The organism is Paenibacillus sp. QJM3NY_38, assembly GCF_056173265.1.
The window spans coordinates 1,042,501-1,063,482 of sequence record NZ_CM149665.1 but is presented as its reverse complement, the minus strand read 5'-3'; the positions used below and the strand labels follow the sequence as shown (position 1 = coordinate 1,063,482).

Below are 20,982 nucleotides of genomic sequence, written 5' to 3'. Positions count from 1 at the left end.
CGTCTTCATTGAATGGTATGGAGGGGCTTCAGGTTGGCTTCGATCTGTTCCCGCTTCGGCTCCAGAAACGGCGGCAGCGCAAGGGACTCGCCGAGATGGTCGATATGCTCATCCGTATCAAAGCCCGGACCGTCGGTAGCTACCTCGAACAAAATACCGTTAGGCTCCCGGAAATACAAGGAACGGAAGTAGAAGCGATCGACAAATCCCGAATTCGAAAAGCCTACATCGCCGATCCGGTCAATCCAGGACCGAAGCTCTTCCTCGTCCTCGACGCGGAATGCTACGTGATGAACGCCGCCTCGGCCAAGCCGCTCCTGCGGAAGATCCGTTCGTTCCTCCACGTGCACTTCCGCTCCCGTACCGCCTTCTCCCGTCTCAAAGACCAGGATGTCCGGCTGCCCGTCTACTGGCGAAGCATAATGCCCTTTGTAGCGGAAGCCCATCAGCTCCGTCAATACCTTCACGGTCTGCACTGGGTTAGGCACGGTCAGCTGCACCGGGCCTAATCCGATGATGGCGTATTCCGCCGGAACCGGCCCCTTTTCCCATGGAACGCCGCCTGGAACTCCCTCGTTATGTTCATCCGAAACGAGAATGATGCGCTGGCCCTCGAAATCCCTGAAGAGAAGGGTTAATCGGCCCGCACGTTCCTTGATCTCCTCGCGTTCCACGCCGTGCTCGTCCAGCCGCCGGGTCCAGTATTCCAAGGCGCGGTCGTTCGGCACGCGCAGGGATGTTGCCGAAATGCTGTTGTTTCCCTCGCGGGTCCGGCCCGCCATCGGAATTTCGAAGAAGGTAAGCTCCGTGCCGGGGTTTCCTTTTTCATCGCCGTAAAACAGATGGTACACCGACACATCGTCCTGGTTCACCGTTTTCTTGACCAATCGCATGCCCAGGACCTTTGTATAAAATTCGAAGTTCCGCGAAGCCGCAGCCGTTAACGCGGATACGTGATGAATTCCTTTAAACTTCATGACTTCAACCTCCATTTATCGTTTTTTTCGTTATTAATAGCATGTTAAAACATCATAAATATTCATATTTGCTGTCTGATCCGGGAGCAGCTTCGTTCTTCGCTGCCTTCTTTACGTTTTGCTTAATCTCAGTTTAGTATCTAAACCTTAAATCGTCAAGTCTTAATATTAAGATATTTAAAATAAAAATAACAGAACTCCTTTTCCCCGATCAACCCCGGAAAAATGGATCTGTTATTCATTCCCTCCTATGTTGAACCCTATCCGCAAAATATCCGATTTCAATATCATGGGATACAGATTCATTCTATGTCTTGGACACCGCCTCTTCCCGATACTCGGATGGCGTTTTCCCCGTAATTTTCTTAAATACCTGGGTGAAATATCGCGGATCCTGATACCCTACCAGCGGCGCTACCTGGTACACCTTCACGTCCGTATTCAGCAGAATGCTCTTGGCCTTCTCGATCCGGCACTCCGTCAGGTACTCCAGAAACGTATAGCCCGTCGTTCCCTTAAACAGCGTGCAGAAATGGCTGATGCTCAGATCCGCCAGCTCCGAAACCTCTTCGATGGTCAGATCCTTCTGATAATTCTCCGCGATGTACTCCTTGGCTTTGCCCATCACGGCTTGAACATTGTCTTTGGCCTGCCCGGACCGGCTCTCGGCAATCCACTTGCTGAAGTGGCTCTTGATGACGTCCATCAGCTGCTGAAGCGTGCCGGATGCATGAAGCTCCTGCAGCAGTTCCTCCAGCGACCACTCAAACAGCACCTTCATATGCTCACACTGCCGATACAGCACGACGCTCATCTCCAGCAGCACCCGCTCGGTCATCTCCCTGCTGAACGCATGCTCCTCGATATAAGCCTTGGTTTCGTCAAAAAGCTCCAGGAGCCGCTCCTTATGAAGCGTACGGATGCTTTCCACCATGAGCGACTCGAGATGCTTCGGATACTTCGCTTCGCTGGCCGTTTCCAGCACCGAATCGGGCGTCCCGAGAAACACGCCCTCTTCCCCGGAATAAAACCGCTGGTACAATGCGCGCACGGCCGTCTCGTAAGCCGTTCCCAGACGGTCGATCCCGGCCATGCTGGGACTGAAGCCGACCGAGCAGGACAGCTTCGTGTTCCGCTTGATCAATTGCACCAGATCCCGGCCGATATCCTCCTGCCGCTCCTTCGTCAGGTTCGGAAACAGCAGCACCCATTCCCCGCTGCGAAAAGGAAATACCGTCAGCCCGCCATGCTGCAAGGACCACTCCTCAAGGACGTTCCGTACGGCAAACAGCCACAGGCGTTTCTCGTCCATGCTCCACAGCTCGTTAAGCCGCAAATATTGATCCAATTGAATGACGGCCATCGTGTATCCATGCTCCAGCTCGCTGTCCTCCAGCCACTGCATATGCTGCAGGGGACTACGGTTTCCTTCGATGAATTCGGTCAGCATCCGCTCCCGGGCCAGCAGCGACAGAACCTTGATCGAGTGGAGCATCTGGTCATCCGCAATCTGCTTCTCCAGGGTTCTGGCCGCCCTGGCAATCGTTTCGGTCAGTTCATCGTGGTCGATCGGCTTCAACAAATAATCGAAAGCCCCTTCGCGCAGCGCTTCCCTCGCATATTCGAATTCGCCGTACCCGCTGATGAAAATAATGATTCGTCTTGCCTGATCCGCCTTCAGCTCCTTCATGAGCGTAATGCCGTCCATCCCCGGCATCCGAATATCGCTGATAATGATATGCGGCGACACTTCGCGCGCCAGCTTCAATGCGCCGTCTCCGCTCTTGGCCTCCCCAACGACCTCCAGATCGAGCTCATCCCATGGAATAGCCGCCTTCAGGCTGCGCAGAATGATCGGCTCATCATCGACCAGCATGACTCTGAATTTGCCTTCCGATCCGCCCATGACGTTCCCCCCTGTCTCCTGTTTACTCTGCTGCCGTATTCCGCCTAAGCTTCCAATACCGCACCGAGGACTTCTGAATTTGCTCCAATGCGCCGGCAGCATCGATCCGTCCTCCAATCATATCCTCGATCACCTTAAGGAACGAACTGTTCACCTCGGGTGATAACGTGTTGTCGTAAGGCAGAAAGGTGCTCGTGGATTCCTCCATCAATTCCGTGACTTGGGCAAAAACCGGCCCGGTTTTCTTGGAATCATAGTCAATCTTCATCGAAGGGACGCGCAGCCCTTCATACACCAGCCGAGTCTGCACCTCCGGGGTATAGAACATGCCCAGCAGCTCCAGAGCCGATTGCTTTTTCGTTTCATCCAAGTCCGATGACAGCCCGATGCCGATCGTATATCCCCCTGCTAAGGAGCGTTCTTCGCCGGGAAAAAGCGACGGAAAGGGAATGACGCCGATCTCATTCTGAAAATCCGGGTAATCCTCATTCTGCAGCAGCGTAATATCCCAGCTGCCGTTCATATACATCGCCGCTTTTCCTTCCGTGAACTGGGCAATCGCTTCTTCCGTGGAAAGATCGTTCGCCTTCGGACTGAACGCCCCTTCGTTGATCCACAGCTCCAAGTGCTCAAACGCCTCCAAATACGACTCTTGCACAAAGCTGGCCTGATCATCGCCTTCAACCAGCCGGTCAATCAGTTCCGGCCCGGCGTAGCGATCCATGAAATAGTGGGCAAAAATTCCCGCCGGCCACCTGTCTTCGTTGCCGACCGCAAAGGGAATGATATCGTTCTCCCGAAGAACGCGAATAGCTTCGTCCATCTCCTCCAGCGTCTTCGGAGGCTCCAGCTTCAGCTGCCGGAATAAAGCCCGGTTATAATAGATCGGCTCTGCGTGTCCCTCAAAGGGCAGGCCATAGATCCGGTCCTCGAAGGTCCAATGGTGCAGATCCTTGAACTGCTCCTTCAATCCGGTATCCTGCAAAAAATCCGTTAAATCCATCAACCGGTTGGATCTGGCATAAGGCACGATCTCGGCGCCTCCGAACAAAACAAACATATCCGGCGGCGTGCCGGTCACCATCTCGCTCTTCAGCTTTTGTTCCCGGTGAATCGTCTGATCGATGCTCTCGAAATTCACCTTTACGTTTGGATGCGCTTTCTCGTAAGTGCGGACGATGCTCTCGAATACGGCCAGCACCGGCTTGTCATGCTCTTTGTTCCAGAAATGCCGGAACGTCAGCGTGATTTTCTCCGGCTGTTCCTCCTGGGCCGGTCCCTGATTCTGTACCGTCACCCACACGACAGACAGCGCCAACAGAGCGGCATATCCGACGATCCAGCCCCAATTCCAAAACCATCTCACCCTGCAGCCCCCCTGTCATGTCAGTATTTTCGGTATTCGAATTCGTATCAAGGAGCCGTAACCCGGGGAGGAACAGATCATCAGGCCGTAACGGCTGCCAAACCGGATCCGCAGCCTTTCATGGACATTCTTCAATCCGACCCCGTTCTCGCGATACTTTTTGAGCTGTCCCGGATCCGAATTCCACAGCTTCATCAGCGTTTCCGGATCGAAGCCCGGACCGTTGTCCTCCACGTCAATCACGATATCCTCGCCGTTCTCGGACACCCTGATGGAGATGAGTCCGCTCTCCTCCATCGGCTCGATCCCGTGATATAAAGCGTTCTCAACAATCGGCTGAACGATCAGCTTTTGCGTAACGTAGTGCCTCAGTTCATTCGGAAGCTCAATGCCGTAATCGAATTTTTCCTCGAACCTGAATTTCTGTATCCGCATGTAATGCTGGACATGCTCCAGCTCCATGCTGAGGGGGATAAGCTCATGATGCTCGCTGATGCTGATACGCAGCAGCTTTCCAAGCGAAACCACCATCTTGCTGATATCCTTATTGCCCTGAAGCACGGCCATCGAATTGATCGATTCCAGTGAATTATAGATAAAGTGCGGATTGATCTGAGCGACCAGCGCCTGCAGCTCCGCTTCCTTTTTTCGTGCTTGTTCCGTCTCGACCTGCCCAATCAGCTCCTGGATCTGGGTGCTCATCCGGTTAAAGCCGTCGATCAACAAATCCGTCTCGTCCTCCGCCACGTTATGCGACGGGATCGGAACGAAGATGCCCTGCTTGACGCGCTTCATCCCGTTCACCGCACTAATGATGCTGCGCACCATTCTGCGCACAAAAAAACGGTCGAACAGGAACGCCGACACGAGCGAGATCAATCCCAGGATCAAGGCCAGGTTGCGAATCGGGACCGATTCGGCCGAAATCAATTTGCTTGGCGTGATGGCGACCAGAAACCAATCTTTATTATGGGAAGGTGAATAGGTGATCAGCGATTTTTCGCCTGCATATTGATCGATATAGTAGCCTTTTCCATTCGTCTTATAACTATCCGAGAGAAACGGGAATTCCGTCCGCTCCCCGATATGCCCGCCTGACTTGCTGAACACGATATGCCCCTGCTGGTTGACCAGCAAAATATCTCCCTGCTTCAGCGTTGCCGCCTCCCAGAACACCTGATCCAGGAGATCCGGCTTCACGTAGATCACCACGGTTCCGATATCCTCCAGCGAGTAATAGTCCTTGATGACCCTGGATTGAATCAAAACGGGAGCGCCGTCAGCCGCGGAGCCGTTCTCGCCGGGTCCGACCCATACGGGACGCCCCTCCGCCTTCTCCACCGCTTCATACCATGCCTGCTGCCTCAGTTCCTGAAGCTCCATTCCGCCATTCGTGTTATACATCAACCGGTCATTCGAATAAAAAGCAAACGACGCAATCATCGGATGATTGATCAGATTGTTGATCTCCTGCCGCCGTTCATAGGTAACCGCGTATTCCGGCTGTTTCAGCATCTGCTGAACCGATTGCTGGGTAATCGCCGAGTTCGAAATCGTCGTGATTTCGTTCAAGGCGAACTTCAGTTTCCGATCCGTTTCCAGGAGCGAAATCCAGTAGAAATCATTCGACTTCTTCTCCATCGCTTCCGAAAAGCTGTAATAGGATACCCCGCCCAGCGCGATGACCGGAATGAAGACCAGAAGAATAATAGCCAGCAATATCTTTCGGCGGAGTTTCATGGATCCTTCCTCCCTCCACTCTACTATGTCTATTATTCTTCATGACAGGCCGCATTCCTTGTCGACTTCACCTTGCTTGTTAACTTTTTATGGCGCCTGATGTCAATCCGGCGATAACCCATCGGCTGAACAATAGAAACACGATGAGAAGCGGCAGCGTCGCCGTGAAGGTGGCCGACATGATCATGCCGAAATCAAGGCCGTCCTTATTGGTGAACAATTGCTGCAGCGCAATTTGAATGGTGTAATTCTCCCTGTTTTTCAATACGACGAGCGGCCAGAAGAAATCGTTCCACACATTCATGAAGTTCAGAATCCCAAGCGTGGCCATCGCCGGGGTAACAACGGGAATGGCAATGTTCCAGAAGATCCGGAAATGTCCGCCGCCGTCGATCCGCCCCGCTTCGATCAGCTCGGTATGAACGGCAGAGGCGATATACTGCCGCATCCAGAAAATGCCGAAGGCATTGACCATGGCCGGCACGATCAGCGCTTTGTAGCTGTCGATCCAGTGCAGCTTGGCCATGATGACGTATTGTGGAAGCACGCCTAACTGGGCGGGCACCAGCATCGTGGCAATGACAAAAACAAACAGCGTCTTTTTCAGAGGAAACTCATACTTGGCAAAAGCATAACCCGCCAGCGTGCAGAGGAACACAACGGACAAGGTCACGGCCGTAGACACCACCACCGAGTTCATCAAGGCCCTGAAAAAATCCGTCCGCTCCAGCACGCGCGCGAAGTTATCGAAAAACTGCGTGCCGGGCGTAAGCAGCGGCGGAATGTGAAATGCCGCATCCTTGTCATTGGTAGCCACGACAAACATCCAGTAGAACGGGAAGACCGAGACCAGCGCGCCAAGGACCATGAAAAGATAGAAAAAGAATTTCGCGACAACACCGGGTTCATCCGGCTTTTTTCGGCTTATGGCGACTGTGCTCATGCTTTTTTACCTCCCGAATCTTTGCCTTCGCGGCCCAATATCATATTTAATACCGAGAACAGAATGGTGGCGATGAACAAGAGAACCGCCGTTGCCGCAGCCGTACCGAAGAATCCGTTCTTAAATGCTTCGTTATACAAATAGGTGACCATCGTGACCCCTTCCTGACGCGTAGAGCCCGTGCCGGACTGACCGAGGAATACATAAGGCTCCGTAAACAATTGGAGCGCGCCGATCGTCGATACCAAAGTGACGAACAGAATGAATGGGCGAAGAAGCGGCAGCGTGATATAGAGCAGCTGCTGGCCTCGGGTGGCCCCGTCGATTTTGGCCGCTTCATAAATATCGGTCGGAATGCTCTGCAGCCCCGACAGAAAAATAATGGCGTTATAGCCCATCCACCGCCACATGACCATGGACGATATGGCGATTTTGACTCCCCACCAGCCGGAGTTGAACGGCACGCTTTCCGCACCGAAGGTGTTCAGCAGCCAGTTGACCATCCCGTTGTTTCCGAACATCGTACTGAATACCAGCGTCACCGCAACGATGGAGGTGATGTTCGGCATAAAATACAGGATGCGGAACGTGTTCTTGAATCTGTTCAAGGCCGAGTTGAGCATAACCGCAACAAATAATGCCACAATCAGCTGCGGCACGGTTCCCATCAGAGCCATTATGAGCGTGTTGCTAAATGCGATCCAGAAGGTCGGGTCGCTTGTAATAAGCTCGTAATTCTTGAAGCCGACGTATTTCATCGGTCCGAGCGCATCCCATTTGAAGAAGGACAAATAGATGGTAAACAGGATCGGATACAGACCGAAGATTGCGAACAATATAAAGAATGGCGATATAAACGTATAAGCCGTAAACCGGCTTCGCACGGTCTCCGTCAACAAGCGCCGCCTTTGCGGCACCGGTTGCGGCGATTCTGCCGTTGCTGTGTCTGCCATGATGCACCTCCAGGTAGGTAAGGATAAATCCGAACCCGAGCGAAGGGCGCTTTATCCCTTCTCGGGTTCGGACGGTTATTGGATATGAACGGGAGCTGGAATGATCCTTCTGTTTAACCTAGCTGCGATCGACCAGCGTCTTGATTTGCTTCATTGCGCTTTCCCATTCTTTTTGCGGGTCGGCCTTTTTCTCCAGGACGTTTTTGAGCGCGTTTTTGATGATCGTGTCGGTCTGGTCATGAAGCGGTCCGTAGTAAACCGGCTTGATGCGTTCCGCCGATTTGGCATACGCTTCGGAAATGACCTGACCGCCGAAGAATTCGTCCTTCTCTTCCGTGAACGAAGGCTCGCTGTACACCGCCGGGATGGACGGGAACAAACCGCTGTCCTTAAACGATTTCAGCTGATTCTCCTTGTTCAGCACCCACGAGATGAATTCGTAAGCTTCCTTCGAATGTTTGCCTTCCTTCGGCAGGGTCAGGAACGAACCGCCCCAGTTGCCTGCTCCTTCAGGAAGCTGGGCAATCTGCCATTTGCCTGCGGTGTCCTTCGCATTGCGGATGGTACCGGCAATCCAAGCCGGGCCGAGCATAACGCCGAAGTCGCCGTCATTGATCGCTTTTTGCCATTCAGGAGACCATAGAATCCAGTTGCCGATCCAGCCTTCCTGAATTCCTTTTACCGTAAAGTCGTAAGCTTTTCTCACTTGCGGGTTCGTATCTCCGATAAAAGAGCCGTCCTCTTTGTTGAAGTAGATTTGATCCGGGGATTGGTCGCGCACCCCGTTGTAGACCAGGTCCGTCAAATCGGCGAACGGCTTTCCTGTTTTGCTGGTGAAATCCTTGGCCACGCTGGCGAATTTGTCCCATGAATCGATCGCAGCGCTGAAGCCGTCCGGATCGGTTGGCAGTCCTGCTTGCTCAGCCAGATCCGTACGGTAATAGACGACCGTAGGGCCGATGTCTGTTGGCAGACCGAGTTGGAAGGTGCCGTCAACCGATGTGGCCTGCTTCCATTTCCACTCGAGGTAGTTGCCCTCTAAGTCTTTGGCGCCGAGGTCGTACAGGTTATAGAATTTATCCTGGTTATTGATGAAGCGCTCCATGAAGGCAATTTCCAGCTGGAAAATGTCGGGTGCGCCAGAGCCCGCGGACAACGCCGTCGTCAGGTTGTTGTGGTGCGCCGTTTGGTCCGACGTATTCTGGAACTTGAACGTGATGTTGGGATGCTCTTTCGTATATTCCTTCGCCAGATCTTCATAGTTGGTCGTTCCGAGCGACCAGAAGGAGAGCTCGATTTTCTCTGTGGACTCGGTTCCTTCTTTCGTATTGTCCGTCCCTTCATTGCTGCTGCCTCCCCCCGGAGATTCAGCCGTACTGCTTCCGTTTCCGCCACCGCCTCCACATGCGGCCAGCGTGAACACCATGATGACACTCAGGAGCAGCAAGCTCCATGATTTAAACCTTTTCATTCTTCTACCCCTCTTCCATGGAACGTATTTTTCTTCTTTAGTCTAATGAAAGCGGTGCCAAATTTTGAGGTGGTAAACTTTCGAATTTGAGTTGAATTTATTACGATTCAGGTTCGTTCATCCAAAAATCGCAGACAAAAAAACCGCATATCGTATGTCGATAGCGGTCTTATAGATATTAAGGAATCATATCGTCCATTTGACGATGGAACCCGCATAGGTCATGCCTCCGCCGAATCCGTAGAGCAGTGCGTGGTCTCCCGATTTCAGGCGCCCTTCGTCGACGGCCAGCTGAAGCGCAAGCGGAATGGAAGCTGCCGACGTATTCCCCCGGTACTCGACGCTGGTCAAGGTGCGGTCCATTGTAAACGGCCCCCGCTCGTTAATCGCCTCGATCATGCGGAGATTGGCGCTATGCGGAACAAACCAATCGACTTCGTCTGCCGTCATGCCCCCTTTGGACAAAAGGGCCCGGACGCCGTCCGGTATGTTCCGAATGGCCCACTTATAAATCTCGCGGCCATTTTGGACAAGGCATCCGCTCTTTAATTCCGTACCGTCCATTTGCTCGGAGAGCGCGGTTTTATACAGATGAATGCCGCCTTCGCCAAAAGTGCCCGAGACGGAAGCGATGATCCCAGCCGAAGACTCGTCTCTCTCCAACAATACGGCACCTGCGCCATCCCCAAACAATACGCATGTCGTTCGGTCGGTGTAATCCGTAATCTTCGATAACGTTTCCGCGCCGATAACCAGAATTTTACGGTAGGCCCCCCCGGATATCAATCCGTCAGCCATCTGCAGCGCATATACGAATCCCGCACAGGCGGCATTCAGATCCAGCGCACCCGTGCTTGCGATGCCCAGCTTCGATTGGACCCGTGAAGCTGTACTGGGAAAAGAATATTCCGGCGTGCTTGTGGCCACAAGAATCATATCCGCATCCCGCACGGTAACGCCGTATCGATCAACCATATCCTCTACAGCCTTGATGGCGAGATCGGACACGTACTGATCGGGAGCCGCAATCCGGCGTTCCCGCATGCCTGTTCGCTGGACGATCCACTCATCGCTCGTTTCCACCATCTTCTCTAAATCCGCATTCGTTAAGATCCGTTCAGGAACGTACGTCCCGATTGCCGTTATTCTCGACTTCGATTGGCTCATCATTCACACCTCCAAGTTTATAACTATTATATCACCAAGTACTAGTACTTGGTACTAATTTATTTTTATATATGTTCATTACAGCCTTCACCAACTTCACCTACATCTAAACACACAACAGCCATTCCACACAAAAAACCTTTATCGCGAAAGCGATAAAGGTTCTCTAAGCACGACTAGAAGTATACTTCCTCACCAACCGACATGGAATAAATGTGAAGGTTTGAGTTCGGTGCTTCCTCTGTCAGACAGGCTCGTAACCGGTCCGTTTCTCCTTTGTCTGCATGGACGAGTACGGTATGTAGTGCCGGAACGCCGGTTATCATCTGGCGCACATCCGCCAAGCCTTGGTGTACCTTGTACCTGATTTTCGTGACAGAGCAGGCACCGTACGATGCCGGATGTTGAAGGAGACGATGTCCAAAGGTCCCCTTGGAAACATGACCTGTGAGCAGAACCAGATTCCGGCTATCGCCGGACATCTGGCGATAGTACCACTGCGCAAGACTCGACTGCATCATCCCATCCGTTACGAACCATAGCGATGCCCCGTGCTTATGGAGCAAGGACTCACGTTCCGCTTCGCTAGCGGGCACGATCCAATCGTTTCGGTTCAGTAATAACTCCAGTTGATCCCTCATTCCCTGATCGGATTCCTGGCTGCGAAGCCACTCCGAACGTCCAAGCAGTCGCTTCATTCCTTCGATCAACGGCGCTTCGATCATGATTGGCACATTCCCCCAATTCCTGTATGCCCATAGGATCATTTCCTGCCCTCGGCCGGCGGCCGGCACCGGTATCAACACCTTCCCGCCGGTTTGCAGCGTGCCCTCAATCTTTTGTTCCAATTGCTTTAGCTTATCGGCCTGTGAAGTAGCGTCGGTCCCGTAAGCCGCATCCACAATAGCCAGATCCAGCAGCATGGAAGAGGGTTTGTCTACCAGCGCTGGGCTGTCATCCTCAAGCAGCAGCGATTCCGATGTGTAGTCGCCAGAATAGAAGATCCGTTTTCCTTCAGCCTGTACCAAAAACCAAACAGCCCCCACCATATGGCCGCTTCGTCCCCACATGATCTCTACGCCCGGAAGCGCCTCAAACCACGTCAACTTCTCCGTCTCTTCCTCCAGATACCGGTAACGGATCGCCAGCTGATCCTCCTCCATATAAGGAAGCTCTACACCTGCCCTCGCCGTGTACTCTTTCCAGGAGGCAAAGTAGGCCGTTAACTGCGCTGCCGTCTCCCGGGTGGTCCATACCTCCCCTTGATAGCCAAGTCGGTACAGGAGCGGAATCGCCACCGAGTGGTCCTCGTGGGCATGCGACAGAAACACGGCATCCAGCTTCGGCACCTGTTCTTGCTGGATCATGGGATAGTCCCCCGATCCTTCCTTCTTGACGCCGCAATCCAGGAGTAAATGAACCTGGTTGCCGCTTAGTAAATAGGCGGAGCGGCCATGCTCACCCGCACCGCCCCACACCGTCAGTTTCATCATGATGCATTCCACTTTCTTTTAGAATTCAATGCTTCGACCAGCAGCAACAGCAGCACCGTCATGCCGACGGAGACAACGGCCATGGCCATCCCGAGCGATACCTGCCCCTGCTCGAACTGGGCAAAAATATACGTAGCCGATGTCTGCATCGACGGCGGCAGAATGAGCAGTGACCCGACCAGCTCCCGTGATGCTATGGTGAAGGTCATGATCCATCCCGCCAGCATGCCGGGCATAATCAGCGGCAGCAGAATGCGCCGCAATATAAGCAGAGGACCTCCTCCAAATACCTGCCCCGCCTGAAACAAAGTACCGTCAATCTGCGTAAAGCTGGCCTTTACATATTGCACTGTATAGGGGAGGAACAGCACGACGTACGTCAGTACCACCATCCCATAAGTATTGTAGAGCGTAACCGGCGTCCATGGCGCATTCCAGAGCAGGATCAAACCGACCACCATCACAATGCCGGGAACCGTATTCGGCAAAAGACTTAACAGATCGATGACCCGCTGCATCCGTGCCTGGGACTTGCCGATCGTCAGGGCAAAACCGGTACCGAGCAGAACGGCAACGGTAGATGCGGCAAGCGACAGGCCCAGACTGTTACCGAGCGCTTTTTGGCTGACCGATCCCCAGGACAACAGTTCCTTGTAATGAGCAAGCGTCAGATTATCTAAGGTCAATCCGGCTCCCCGGAGTTTCATCAGAGATGCCGCAATGACGGAAAAATAAGGAATGCCGACAGACAATATGAGCATCAAACCGATGTAAAGAGCGCAGACGGCGCCTTTGCTTCCGCGCAGCGAATATCTCTTGGAGCGCTGACCTCTGCCGCCGACTAGACGGTAGGTAAATCTCCGGCTGATCGTAGACTGCATGTACCACATCACCAGACAAACCGACAGCAGGACCGATGCCAACGAGGTCGCTTTACCAAAATCGATAGGCCAGCTTGAAATATATTTGTGGATTTCCGAGGTCATTACATAATAGCCGATGCGGCGACCGAACGTTGCAGGGGTGCCGAATTCCGCAATGGTTTTGACGAACACCAGCATCGCGCCCATGCCGTAAGAGGATAACAACAGCGGCAGTATGATTCTTCTAAACCGGTATCCAGCGCTTGCGCCGTGAACCGCACCGGCCTCCTCCAGATTACCGCCGATCCGAATCAGAGCGTCCCGCAGCAGCAGGTAGAGAAACGGGAACAAATGCAGACTCATGATCAGCACCATACCTCCGAAGCTGAAGAAGGAATCGCTCCATCTCGCTGCTCCCGGCAGCCACTGCTGCAAATATCCGCCCTTTTGCATAAACAGAATCCAGCCCATCGAACCGATATACGGCGGGGTCATGAACGGAATCATCAAAATTACGTCCACCCACCGATGCTGTCCCAACCGGGTTTTGGCCATCATCCAGGCGATCGGCAGCGCGAGCAGTGTCGATCCTGCCACCACGCATACCCCCAGCCAGATGGATTGCAGCAAAATACCCGACAGCTCATGACCGGCTATCGTTCGTATCGGCGCCAGCCAATCGAAGTGCTGTTTTGGGTATACACTTTGCCAGAAAATAAGCAGCAATGGCACACCGATACCTATAATAAGAAGAAAAAGGGCGAGAATAACGCCCATTTTCCGTAAAAATCGCTGACTGTCCATGATGACAGGTCTCACTTTTCGGTTCACCTCACATTGCCTTCCTGTGGTTCGCTCCTAGAGGTTGTTCAAAAAGTCCGATTTTGATCACGAAGTGAATCAAGAAGCAACTCGGCATCGAATCTTGAATTCATCCGGGCCTAAGCGGTTGCTTCCGAAGCATGCTTCCTAATGAAACATTTCAGGTGCTCACGTACAAACTACGTACGCTCCGCTCCTCACTCCCTAGCTTCATCTAACCTAAAGCGTTTTGAAAAAAACGCACTTCGGAAGCATAAGCTGGTGCTGAAAACCGACCTTTTTGAACACGCACTCTTATGCACTTACTTGAATACATCGGAAAAACGTGCCGCTGTCTCATCCCCATGGTCATTCATCCAAGCCCAATCCACTTTAAACACTGGAATATCCTTCAGATTGGTCCGGCCTTCAGCCTCCACATCGACACGGCCCGGAATCAGATAGGCGTCCGCCACCAGTTTCTGTGCTTCGTCCGACAGCAAGTAGTCGATGAAAGCCTTGGCATTATCCACGTTCGGACTGGATTTCAAAATCGCAGCCGGTCTCGGGCTCACGACGGTTCCTTCTTCCGGGTATACAATGTCAAGCGGCTCGCCTTTGGCTTTGGCCGAATACGCCATGTAATCCACGCCTGCAGCAACCAAACTCTTGGCACCGGTGATCACAGGATCCAGCGCTTCCTGATTCGCTCCTGCCATAGCCGTGCCATTGGCTTTATAATCCTCGAACAGTTTCCAGCCTGCGTCGCCCTTCACACTCAAATAACCCGTAATAAAATCCAGCGCCGATCCCGACAGCGTCGGATCCGGAATATTGACCGCATCCTTCCACTCCGGCAAGCCCAAGTCAGCCCAGCTTTGGGGCGGCGCAGAGACCAGATTGGTGTTGTATACAATCCCCAGCGCCGATGCGCTAGTGCTGAAATAGTTACCTTCCGCGTCGGACCAATCCTTATTCAGCTTGTCCGCATTCGCAGCTTCAGGATAAGGCAATGTCAGACCATCCGCCTTCAGTGCCTGTGCGGAGGGGAGTGATGCAAGAATGACAACATCCGCAACCGGATTTGATTTTTCCGCTTCCATCCTTGCCAAAATTTTGCCCGTTGTGCCTTGGAACATCTCTACCTTCACTCCGGTCTTGGCTTCAAAACCGCTCACGATATTGTCGGCAAGCTTTTGAGGACCTGCGCTGTAGAGAACGAGCTTGCCTCCGACTTGCGTACTCCCCGATGCAGATGATTTGCCTGTATCCTGTGCCGGCATCGTAACGGAATCCCCATTTGGGGTACTGCCGCATCCAAACAGACTTAGACTCATGACAGATGCCAGCAACAGCATCGTGCTTTTTTTTCGTAATTTCCATTGACTCATTTCTCCCCAACTCCCCTTCATCTTAGCCTGCAGCAGCAGGCGTGCGTTTTGCTGTATTTTGATGTATGTCTGTATTCTTATCAGGACTTGTTCCTTCACCCATCCGACAGACCTTATGTGGAGACACGTACAGATTTACGCGTTCTCCGACAGGCACCCTCTTGTCCAGGTAAGCGGTCCACTTGTCCAAGCCCTCCCCCTGCAAGCGAATTTCGTATCGCTCGCCTACATAGCTCACGCTTAGCACGGTTGCCTGATAGCATACATCCTCCGTGCTTGTCCTGCTCCAGGTCACATGCTCCGGTCTCACCATGGAATGATCCACCGTCAGCCAATTGGACTTGCCGATAAACGAAGCCACAAAGGGATGGCTAGGTGTTTCATATATCATCTCCGGGGTTCCACGCTGTAGGATTTCTCCCTTCCGCATGACCACAATTTCATCCGACATCGACATGGCTTCCACCTGATCGTGTGTGACATAAAGGGCAGTCAGCCCCATATCCTTCACAAGCGACATCATTTCGATCCGCATTTCCTCCCTAAGCACGGCATCCAGCGCACTGAGAGGTTCATCGAACAGTACCAGTGCCGGACGAATGGCTACTGCTCTGGCAAATGCAACCCGCTGCTGTTGTCCACCGGACAGCTGATGCGGATAACGGTCCTCCATCCCCTCCAAACGGACCATGGCCAGCGCTTCGGTTACTTTTTGTCTGAGATCCGCCTTAAGCTTGGCCGCTTTTAATCCGAAGGCAACATTCTCGTATACCGTCATATGAGGCCAGAGGGCAAAATCCTGAAATACCATCCCGAAGCTGCGTTTGTGTGCCGGCACGTCAATCTTTTTGTGTACGGAGTAGATACACCGGTCTTCCGCATAGATTTCTCCTCCGTCCGGCTGTTCCAGCCCGGCAATCATCCTGAGCAGAGTCGTTTTGCCGCAGCCTGACGGCCCGAGCAATGTGGTGAATTGACCGTGACGCAGTTTTAAATCGGTAGGAAGTAACGCAGGTGTGCCCTGAAATGATTTTTTAATGCCCCTGATTTCAATATCCACTTTCGATCCCAACCTGTCTTCTTAAGCTATTTCCAGTGTAAGGGTTACGTTTAAGCGTTGTATTAGACTAATGTAAACTTGGAATTAACTTTTTGTTTGAATTCTGTTGATACTCATAGATTAAATCTATAAGAGAGCATAAATAAGGAATAATCAAGGGAGAGATACGAATGAATCTAATGAAGCTGCAAATTGTGGAGCTGATCGACCGCCATCATCATATGACCAGCGTGGCAGAAATACTCGGCATTAAGCAGCCCACGGTTACTTTTCATATGAAGTCATTGGAGGAGGAATTGCAAGTAAGACTGTTCGAGTCCCGAAGCGGAAAAACATTTCTCACCGAGGCCGGACAAGCCCTGCTGCATTATGCGATAAAAATAAACGCGCTGGCCAAAGAATCTGAGCGGGTCGTCCGTGAATACGACAGCTTATATCGGGGAACGCTGCACATTGGAGCCAGTTATGTCCCTGCCACCTATCTGCTGCCAGGGATCTTGAATGCCTTTTCGCATGAGTTTCCCGGCATACGGATTTCCTTGTCTGTCAAACCTTCGCCGGTCATTCGCGACATGTTGGGTAAGCACCAAATTGACCTGGGCATTATATCATCGGAGCCCTTCACGGGTCCGAGCCTGCAGGCGGAGCCCTTGTGCAAGGATGACCTGACTCTGATATGTTCACCAGGCCACCCGCTGGCTGCATCGGATAATCCGCAGCCCGAGCAGATCATTCGCAGCCCCTTTGTCCTTCACGGAACCGAGTCCAGCACAAGGCAGCTGACCGATCTGTGGCTGCAGCAGCATGGTCTGCATATGCGGAGCCCGGTGGAGCTGGACTCGCTGGAAGCGATAAAACAACTTGTGTTATTGGGGAATCATGTTTCCTTTATGTCGCGCATGGCAGTACAGCGGGAGTTGCAAGAAGGCTTACTGCACGTTCTGCCGATTCCCGGCCATCAGGCATCTCGGCATATTTACAGCGTCCATAATCGAGACCGTCTTCCTTCCGTACAAATTCAGCGTTTTCAAGAGGTCTTGTGCGAAGTGGGCAAACAATTGGAGCAAGTCCTGTAATTGAACGGCTCTGTAAGCCATGTGGATGGATTAACAAAAAATGTATGCCGCTATTCAATAATTCTATATATATTTGATACAGTCGCCCTTCCCCGTTAACAGCTCACAATTATTCAGCGTTTAAAGTAAGCTGTGTACCTAAATCCAGCTTATGGGAGTGATTGTATTGAGAAAGTGGAAACAGCTGACGTTGTCTTTCATGGTAGGTTTCGCGGCTCTAGGAAGTGGATTAACCGGACTGCAGACAGCGGAGGTTTCGGCCGCCGCTAATGCCGTTCCTACGTATGAAGTGAAACTCCTCGCCAAACCCGAAACCGTGCTGGAATCCGGTGGAAACCTGCGGAGCGAAGTCATTCAAGCATTCGGAATAGCTTCTGCACCCCAGGCAATCGGTGTAGCTTACTATGACACGAACAATTTGGGGCTGAATGCCGAAGGCTGGGACGTCCGTTTTCGCAAAAAAGAGGATAAAGATAACTACGAGCTTACCTATAAGAAACGGTATCCCATCGTGAATGGAGATATTAACGCCGCACTTAGCTTGGCAAACCAGGAAGGATTTGATGCTTCGGATGACAATTACGAGGCCGAGATTGATTGGGGCTACGGCAAACAAACGCTTAGCTTCTCCAACACCAAGAAAATAAGCACGAATACAACCGGCACAACGCTCCCGTCCGAACAAGGCGCCTTGGCTTTACTGCTGGACAAACTGCCAGGAAAGCTCAAAAAATGGTCCTCCCCGAATTGGGGTGAACAAAAGCTCTCACAGTCCCGAATTCATGGACCGCTGACGTTCTACCGCTATGAAGGATCTTGGAATGGCCAGAAAATGAGCCTTGAAATTTGGCCGATTCGTAATGCAGACGGCACAGGAACCGAGAATCTGATCGAAATCTCTTTTAAAACATCCGATGTCTCGGTGGCTTCCCAGCTCCGATCAGAGCTTATGGACACCCTCGAGTCTAACGGCTGGCTGCTTCCTATGGACGGCTTGAAGACACAGCTGATCTTGGAAAGATATTAAGCTATGAAAACATGTTAGATAAAAGAAGCTATTAAGGAAAAGAAGAGAAGGGCGCCCTTCTTGCTGATGTTACATGATTCCGTTCAAATATTCGTAAGGGTGTAACAAAAAAGACCGTTATCGATGACTCGATAACGGTCTTTATGGTTGTTCGCTTGGCGACGTCCTACTCTCCCGGGACCCTTCGGTCCAAGTACCATCGGCGCTGGAAGGCTTAACGGTCGTGTTCGGTATGGGAACGCGTGGAACCCTTCCGCCATCGCCACCAAACGGTTCAGATGCTTGATCACCTGAAAACTAGATACGAAACGATCTTTGCAGCACATTAGAATTCGTAGCATTCACCCGATGTGGTATCGGGGTCCCCGGAAAGTATTCGGCGTTGCTTCAAAGCTTCGCTTTACTTTTTGGGGTGATTTTGGATAAGCCCTCGACCGATTAGTATTGGTCAGCTCCATGCATTGCTGCACTTCCACCTCCAACCTATCTACCTCGTCGTCTTCAAGGGGTCTTACTAGTTGGGAAATCTCATCTTGAGGGGGGCTTCACGCTTAGATGCTTTCAGCGCTTATCCCGTCCGTACGTAGCTACCCAGCCATGCTCCTGGCGGAACAACTGGTGCACCAGCGGTACGTCCATCCCGGTCCTCTCGTACTAAGGACAGCTCCTCTCAAATTTCCTACGCCCACGACAGATAGGGACCGAACTGTCTCACGACGTTCTGAACCCAGCTCGCGTACCGCTTTAATGGGCGAACAGCCCAACCCTTGGGACCTACTTCAGCCCCAGGATGCGATGAGCCGACATCGAGGTGCCAAACCTCCCCGTCGATGTGGACTCTTGGGGGAGATAAGCCTGTTATCCCCAGGGTAGCTTTTATCCGTTGAGCGATGGCCCTTCCATGCGGTACCACCGGATCACTAAGCCCGACTTTCGTCCCTGCTCGACTTGTAGGTCTCGCAGTCAAGCTCCCTTATGCCTTTGCACTCTTCGAATGATTTCCAACCATTCTGAGGGAACCTTGGGGCGCCTCCGTTACTCTTTAGGAGGCGACCGCCCCAGTCAAACTGCCCGCCTGACACTGTCCCCGTACCGGATTACGGTACCAGGTTAGAACCTAGATACGATCAGGGTGGTATCCCAACGTCGCCTCCACACAAGCTGGCGCTCATGCTTCAAAGGCTCCCACCTATCCTGTACAGATCGTACCCAAATCCAATATCAAGCTGCAGTAAAGCTCCATGGGGTCTTTCCGTCTTGTCGCGGGTAACCTGCATCTTCACAGGTATTAAAATTTCACCGGATCTCTCGTTGAGACAGCGCCCAAGTCGTTACGCCATTCGTGCGGGTCAGAATTTACCTGACAAGGAATTTCGCTACCTTAGGACCGTTATAGTTACGGCCGCCGTTTACTGGGGCTTCGGTTCACAGCTTCGGGTTTAACCCCTAACCGCTCCCCTTAACCTTCCAGCACCGGGCAGGCGTCAGCCCGTATACTTCGCCTTACGGCTTCGCACAGACCTGTGTTTTTGCTAAACAGTCGCTTGGGCCTTTTCACTGCGGCCCCCTCGGGCTATTCACCCTACCGAGGCACCCCTTCTCCCGAAGTTACGGGGTCATTTTGCCGAGTTCCTTAACGAGAGTTCTTCCGCGCGCCTTAGAATTCTCTTCTCGCCTACCTGTGTCGGTTTGCGGTACGGGCACCTTCACCTGACTAGAGGCTTTTCTTGGCAGTGTGAGATCATGACCTTCGCTACTATAATTTTCACTCCCCATCACAGCCCAGCCTTATCGATGTGCGGATTTGCCTACACATCAGCCTCACTGCTTGGACGGACATCCATCAGTCCGCGTCACTACCCTCCTGCGTCACCCCATCGTTCATAACGGTTTACGGTGGTACAGGAATTTCAACCTGTTGTCCTTCGATTACGCCTTTCGGCCTCACCTTAGGTCCCGACTTACCCTGAGCGGACGAGCCTTCCTCAGGAAACCTTGGGCTTTCGGCGGATCAGATTCTCACTGATCTTTTCGTTACTCATACCGGCATTCTCACTTGTATGCTGTCCAGCGCTCCTTACGGTACACCTTCAACCTGCATACAACGCTCCCCTACCCCTGATGCATACGCATCAAGCCATAGCTTCGGTGGTGTGTTTAGCCCCGTTACATTTTCGGCGCAGAGTCACTCGACCAGTGAGCTATTACGCACTCTTTAAATGGTGGCTGCTTCTAAGCCAACATCCTGGTTGTCTGTGCAACTCCACATCCTTTCCCACTTAACACACACTTGGGGACCTTAGCTGATGGTCTGGGCTGTTTCCCTTTTGACAATGGATCTTAGCACTCACTGTCTGACTCCCGGATATAAGTCTATGGCATTCGGAGTTTGACTGAGCTTGGTAACCCTTGCGGGCCCCGCACCCAATCAGTGCTCTACCTCCACGACTCTTCATTCCGAGGCTAGCCCTAAAGCTATTTCGGGGAGAACCAGCTATCTCCGAGTTCGATTGGAATTTCTCCGCTACCCCCACCTCATCCCCGCATTTTTCAACATACGTGGGTTCGGGCCTCCAGTGCGTGTTACCGCACCTTCACCCTGGACAGGGGTAGATCACACGGTTTCGGGTCTACGTCCACATACTCAGTCGCCCTATTCAGACTCGCTTTCGCTGCGGCTACGGCTTCTCGCCTTAACCTTGCATGGGAACGTAACTCGCCGGTTCATTCTACAAAAGGCACGCCATC

14 protein-coding genes and 2 rRNA genes (1 of these 16 only partly in view) are annotated in these 20,982 nt (G+C 52.4%); 2 read left to right on the top strand and 14 right to left on the bottom strand.

Going from position 1 to position 20,982, the window contains the following annotated elements:
- Window positions 1-5 precede the first annotated feature (5 nt).
- The 12 genes from AC0VZ8_RS04665 to AC0VZ8_RS04610 all read right to left on the bottom strand — a co-directional run bounded on the left by AC0VZ8_RS04665 (window position 6) and on the right by AC0VZ8_RS04610 (window position 16,131).
- Window positions 6-977 carry a ring-cleaving dioxygenase gene (locus AC0VZ8_RS04665; protein WP_012819073.1) on the bottom strand — a complete coding sequence of 324 codons (972 nt, stop codon included), beginning with the start codon at window positions 975-977 and terminating at the stop codon, window positions 6-8.
- Between the two features lie 307 nt (window positions 978-1,284).
- Window positions 1,285-2,883 carry a response regulator transcription factor gene (locus tag AC0VZ8_RS04660; protein WP_475486166.1) on the bottom strand — a complete coding sequence of 533 codons (1,599 nt, stop codon included), beginning with the start codon at window positions 2,881-2,883 and terminating at the stop codon, window positions 1,285-1,287.
- 22 nt (window positions 2,884-2,905) lie between these two features.
- Window positions 2,906-4,249, bottom strand: coding sequence for an ABC transporter substrate-binding protein (locus tag AC0VZ8_RS04655; RefSeq protein ID WP_475486165.1), 1,344 nt, complete (start codon window positions 4,247-4,249; stop codon window positions 2,906-2,908).
- Between the two features lie 15 nt (window positions 4,250-4,264).
- Complete coding sequence (locus AC0VZ8_RS04650; protein WP_036661988.1) at window positions 4,265-5,989, bottom strand: cache domain-containing sensor histidine kinase; 1,725 nt, start codon at window positions 5,987-5,989, stop codon at window positions 4,265-4,267.
- A gap of 79 nt (window positions 5,990-6,068) precedes the next feature.
- Window positions 6,069-6,932, bottom strand: a complete 864-nt coding sequence (locus tag AC0VZ8_RS04645) for a carbohydrate ABC transporter permease (RefSeq protein WP_009592322.1) — start codon at window positions 6,930-6,932, stop codon at window positions 6,069-6,071.
- Window positions 6,929-7,885 (bottom strand): carbohydrate ABC transporter permease, encoded by a 957-nt coding sequence (locus AC0VZ8_RS04640; protein WP_009592284.1) that lies wholly within the window; start codon window positions 7,883-7,885, stop codon window positions 6,929-6,931. The genes AC0VZ8_RS04645 and AC0VZ8_RS04640 overlap by 4 nt, the downstream gene beginning before the upstream one ends.
- A gap of 118 nt (window positions 7,886-8,003) precedes the next feature.
- Window positions 8,004-9,356, bottom strand: a complete 1,353-nt coding sequence (locus AC0VZ8_RS04635) for an ABC transporter substrate-binding protein (RefSeq protein WP_090912166.1) — start codon at window positions 9,354-9,356, stop codon at window positions 8,004-8,006.
- Window positions 9,357-9,542: 186 nt separating this feature from the next.
- Entirely contained in the window at window positions 9,543-10,523 is a 981-nt protein-coding gene (locus AC0VZ8_RS04630; RefSeq protein ID WP_475487639.1) for a beta-ketoacyl-ACP synthase 3, read from the bottom strand.
- Window positions 10,524-10,699: 176 nt separating this feature from the next.
- Window positions 10,700-12,016 (bottom strand): MBL fold metallo-hydrolase, encoded by a 1,317-nt coding sequence (locus AC0VZ8_RS04625; RefSeq protein ID WP_475486164.1) that lies wholly within the window; start codon window positions 12,014-12,016, stop codon window positions 10,700-10,702.
- Window positions 12,013-13,656, bottom strand: a complete 1,644-nt coding sequence (locus AC0VZ8_RS04620) for an ABC transporter permease (RefSeq protein ID WP_475487638.1) — start codon at window positions 13,654-13,656, stop codon at window positions 12,013-12,015. The genes AC0VZ8_RS04625 and AC0VZ8_RS04620 overlap by 4 nt, the downstream gene beginning before the upstream one ends.
- 347 nt (window positions 13,657-14,003) lie before the next feature.
- Window positions 14,004-15,071, bottom strand: a complete 1,068-nt coding sequence (locus AC0VZ8_RS04615) for an ABC transporter substrate-binding protein (protein WP_475486163.1) — start codon at window positions 15,069-15,071, stop codon at window positions 14,004-14,006.
- 22 nt (window positions 15,072-15,093) lie between these two features.
- Window positions 15,094-16,131 carry an ABC transporter ATP-binding protein gene (locus AC0VZ8_RS04610; RefSeq protein ID WP_475486162.1) on the bottom strand — a complete coding sequence of 346 codons (1,038 nt, stop codon included), beginning with the start codon at window positions 16,129-16,131 and terminating at the stop codon, window positions 15,094-15,096.
- A 170-nt stretch (window positions 16,132-16,301) separates the two neighbouring features.
- Between AC0VZ8_RS04610 and AC0VZ8_RS04605 the strand changes: the two genes are divergently transcribed.
- Window positions 16,302-17,207, top strand: coding sequence for a LysR family transcriptional regulator (locus AC0VZ8_RS04605; RefSeq protein ID WP_475486161.1), 906 nt, complete (start codon window positions 16,302-16,304; stop codon window positions 17,205-17,207).
- 157 nt (window positions 17,208-17,364) lie between these two features.
- Window positions 17,365-18,234, top strand: coding sequence for a hypothetical protein (locus AC0VZ8_RS04600; protein ID WP_475486160.1), 870 nt, complete (start codon window positions 17,365-17,367; stop codon window positions 18,232-18,234).
- A 153-nt stretch (window positions 18,235-18,387) separates the two neighbouring features.
- Here AC0VZ8_RS04600 and rrf read toward each other — a convergent pair.
- Together rrf and AC0VZ8_RS04590 are read right to left on the bottom strand one after the other, a co-directional pair.
- Window positions 18,388-18,504, bottom strand: a 5S ribosomal RNA gene (gene rrf, locus AC0VZ8_RS04595).
- Window positions 18,505-18,652: 148 nt separating this feature from the next.
- A 23S ribosomal RNA gene (locus AC0VZ8_RS04590) occupies window positions 18,653-20,982 on the bottom strand; it runs 600 nt beyond the window's last position.

Excerpts from the sequence above, each read along its gene's own strand:
- AC0VZ8_RS04665 (WP_012819073.1), bottom strand. The coding sequence starts at position 977 with ATGAAGTTTAAAGGAATTCATCACGTATCCGCGTTAACGGCTGCGGCT.
- AC0VZ8_RS04660 (WP_475486166.1), bottom strand. The coding sequence starts at position 2,883 with ATGGGCGGATCGGAAGGCAAATTCAGAGTCATGCTGGTCGATGATGAG.
- AC0VZ8_RS04650 (WP_036661988.1), bottom strand. The coding sequence starts at position 5,989 with ATGAAACTCCGCCGAAAGATATTGCTGGCTATTATTCTTCTGGTCTTC.
- AC0VZ8_RS04645 (WP_009592322.1), bottom strand. The coding sequence starts at position 6,932 with ATGAGCACAGTCGCCATAAGCCGAAAAAAGCCGGATGAACCCGGTGTT.
- AC0VZ8_RS04640 (WP_009592284.1), bottom strand. The coding sequence starts at position 7,885 with ATGGCAGACACAGCAACGGCAGAATCGCCGCAACCGGTGCCGCAAAGG.
- AC0VZ8_RS04635 (WP_090912166.1), bottom strand. The coding sequence starts at position 9,356 with ATGAAAAGGTTTAAATCATGGAGCTTGCTGCTCCTGAGTGTCATCATG.
- AC0VZ8_RS04630 (WP_475487639.1), bottom strand. The coding sequence starts at position 10,523 with ATGAGCCAATCGAAGTCGAGAATAACGGCAATCGGGACGTACGTTCCT.
- AC0VZ8_RS04625 (WP_475486164.1), bottom strand. The coding sequence starts at position 12,016 with ATGATGAAACTGACGGTGTGGGGCGGTGCGGGTGAGCATGGCCGCTCC.
- AC0VZ8_RS04620 (WP_475487638.1), bottom strand. The coding sequence starts at position 13,656 with ATGGGCGTTATTCTCGCCCTTTTTCTTCTTATTATAGGTATCGGTGTG.
- AC0VZ8_RS04615 (WP_475486163.1), bottom strand. The coding sequence starts at position 15,071 with ATGAGTCAATGGAAATTACGAAAAAAAAGCACGATGCTGTTGCTGGCA.
- AC0VZ8_RS04605 (WP_475486161.1), top strand. The coding sequence starts at position 16,302 with ATGAATCTAATGAAGCTGCAAATTGTGGAGCTGATCGACCGCCATCAT.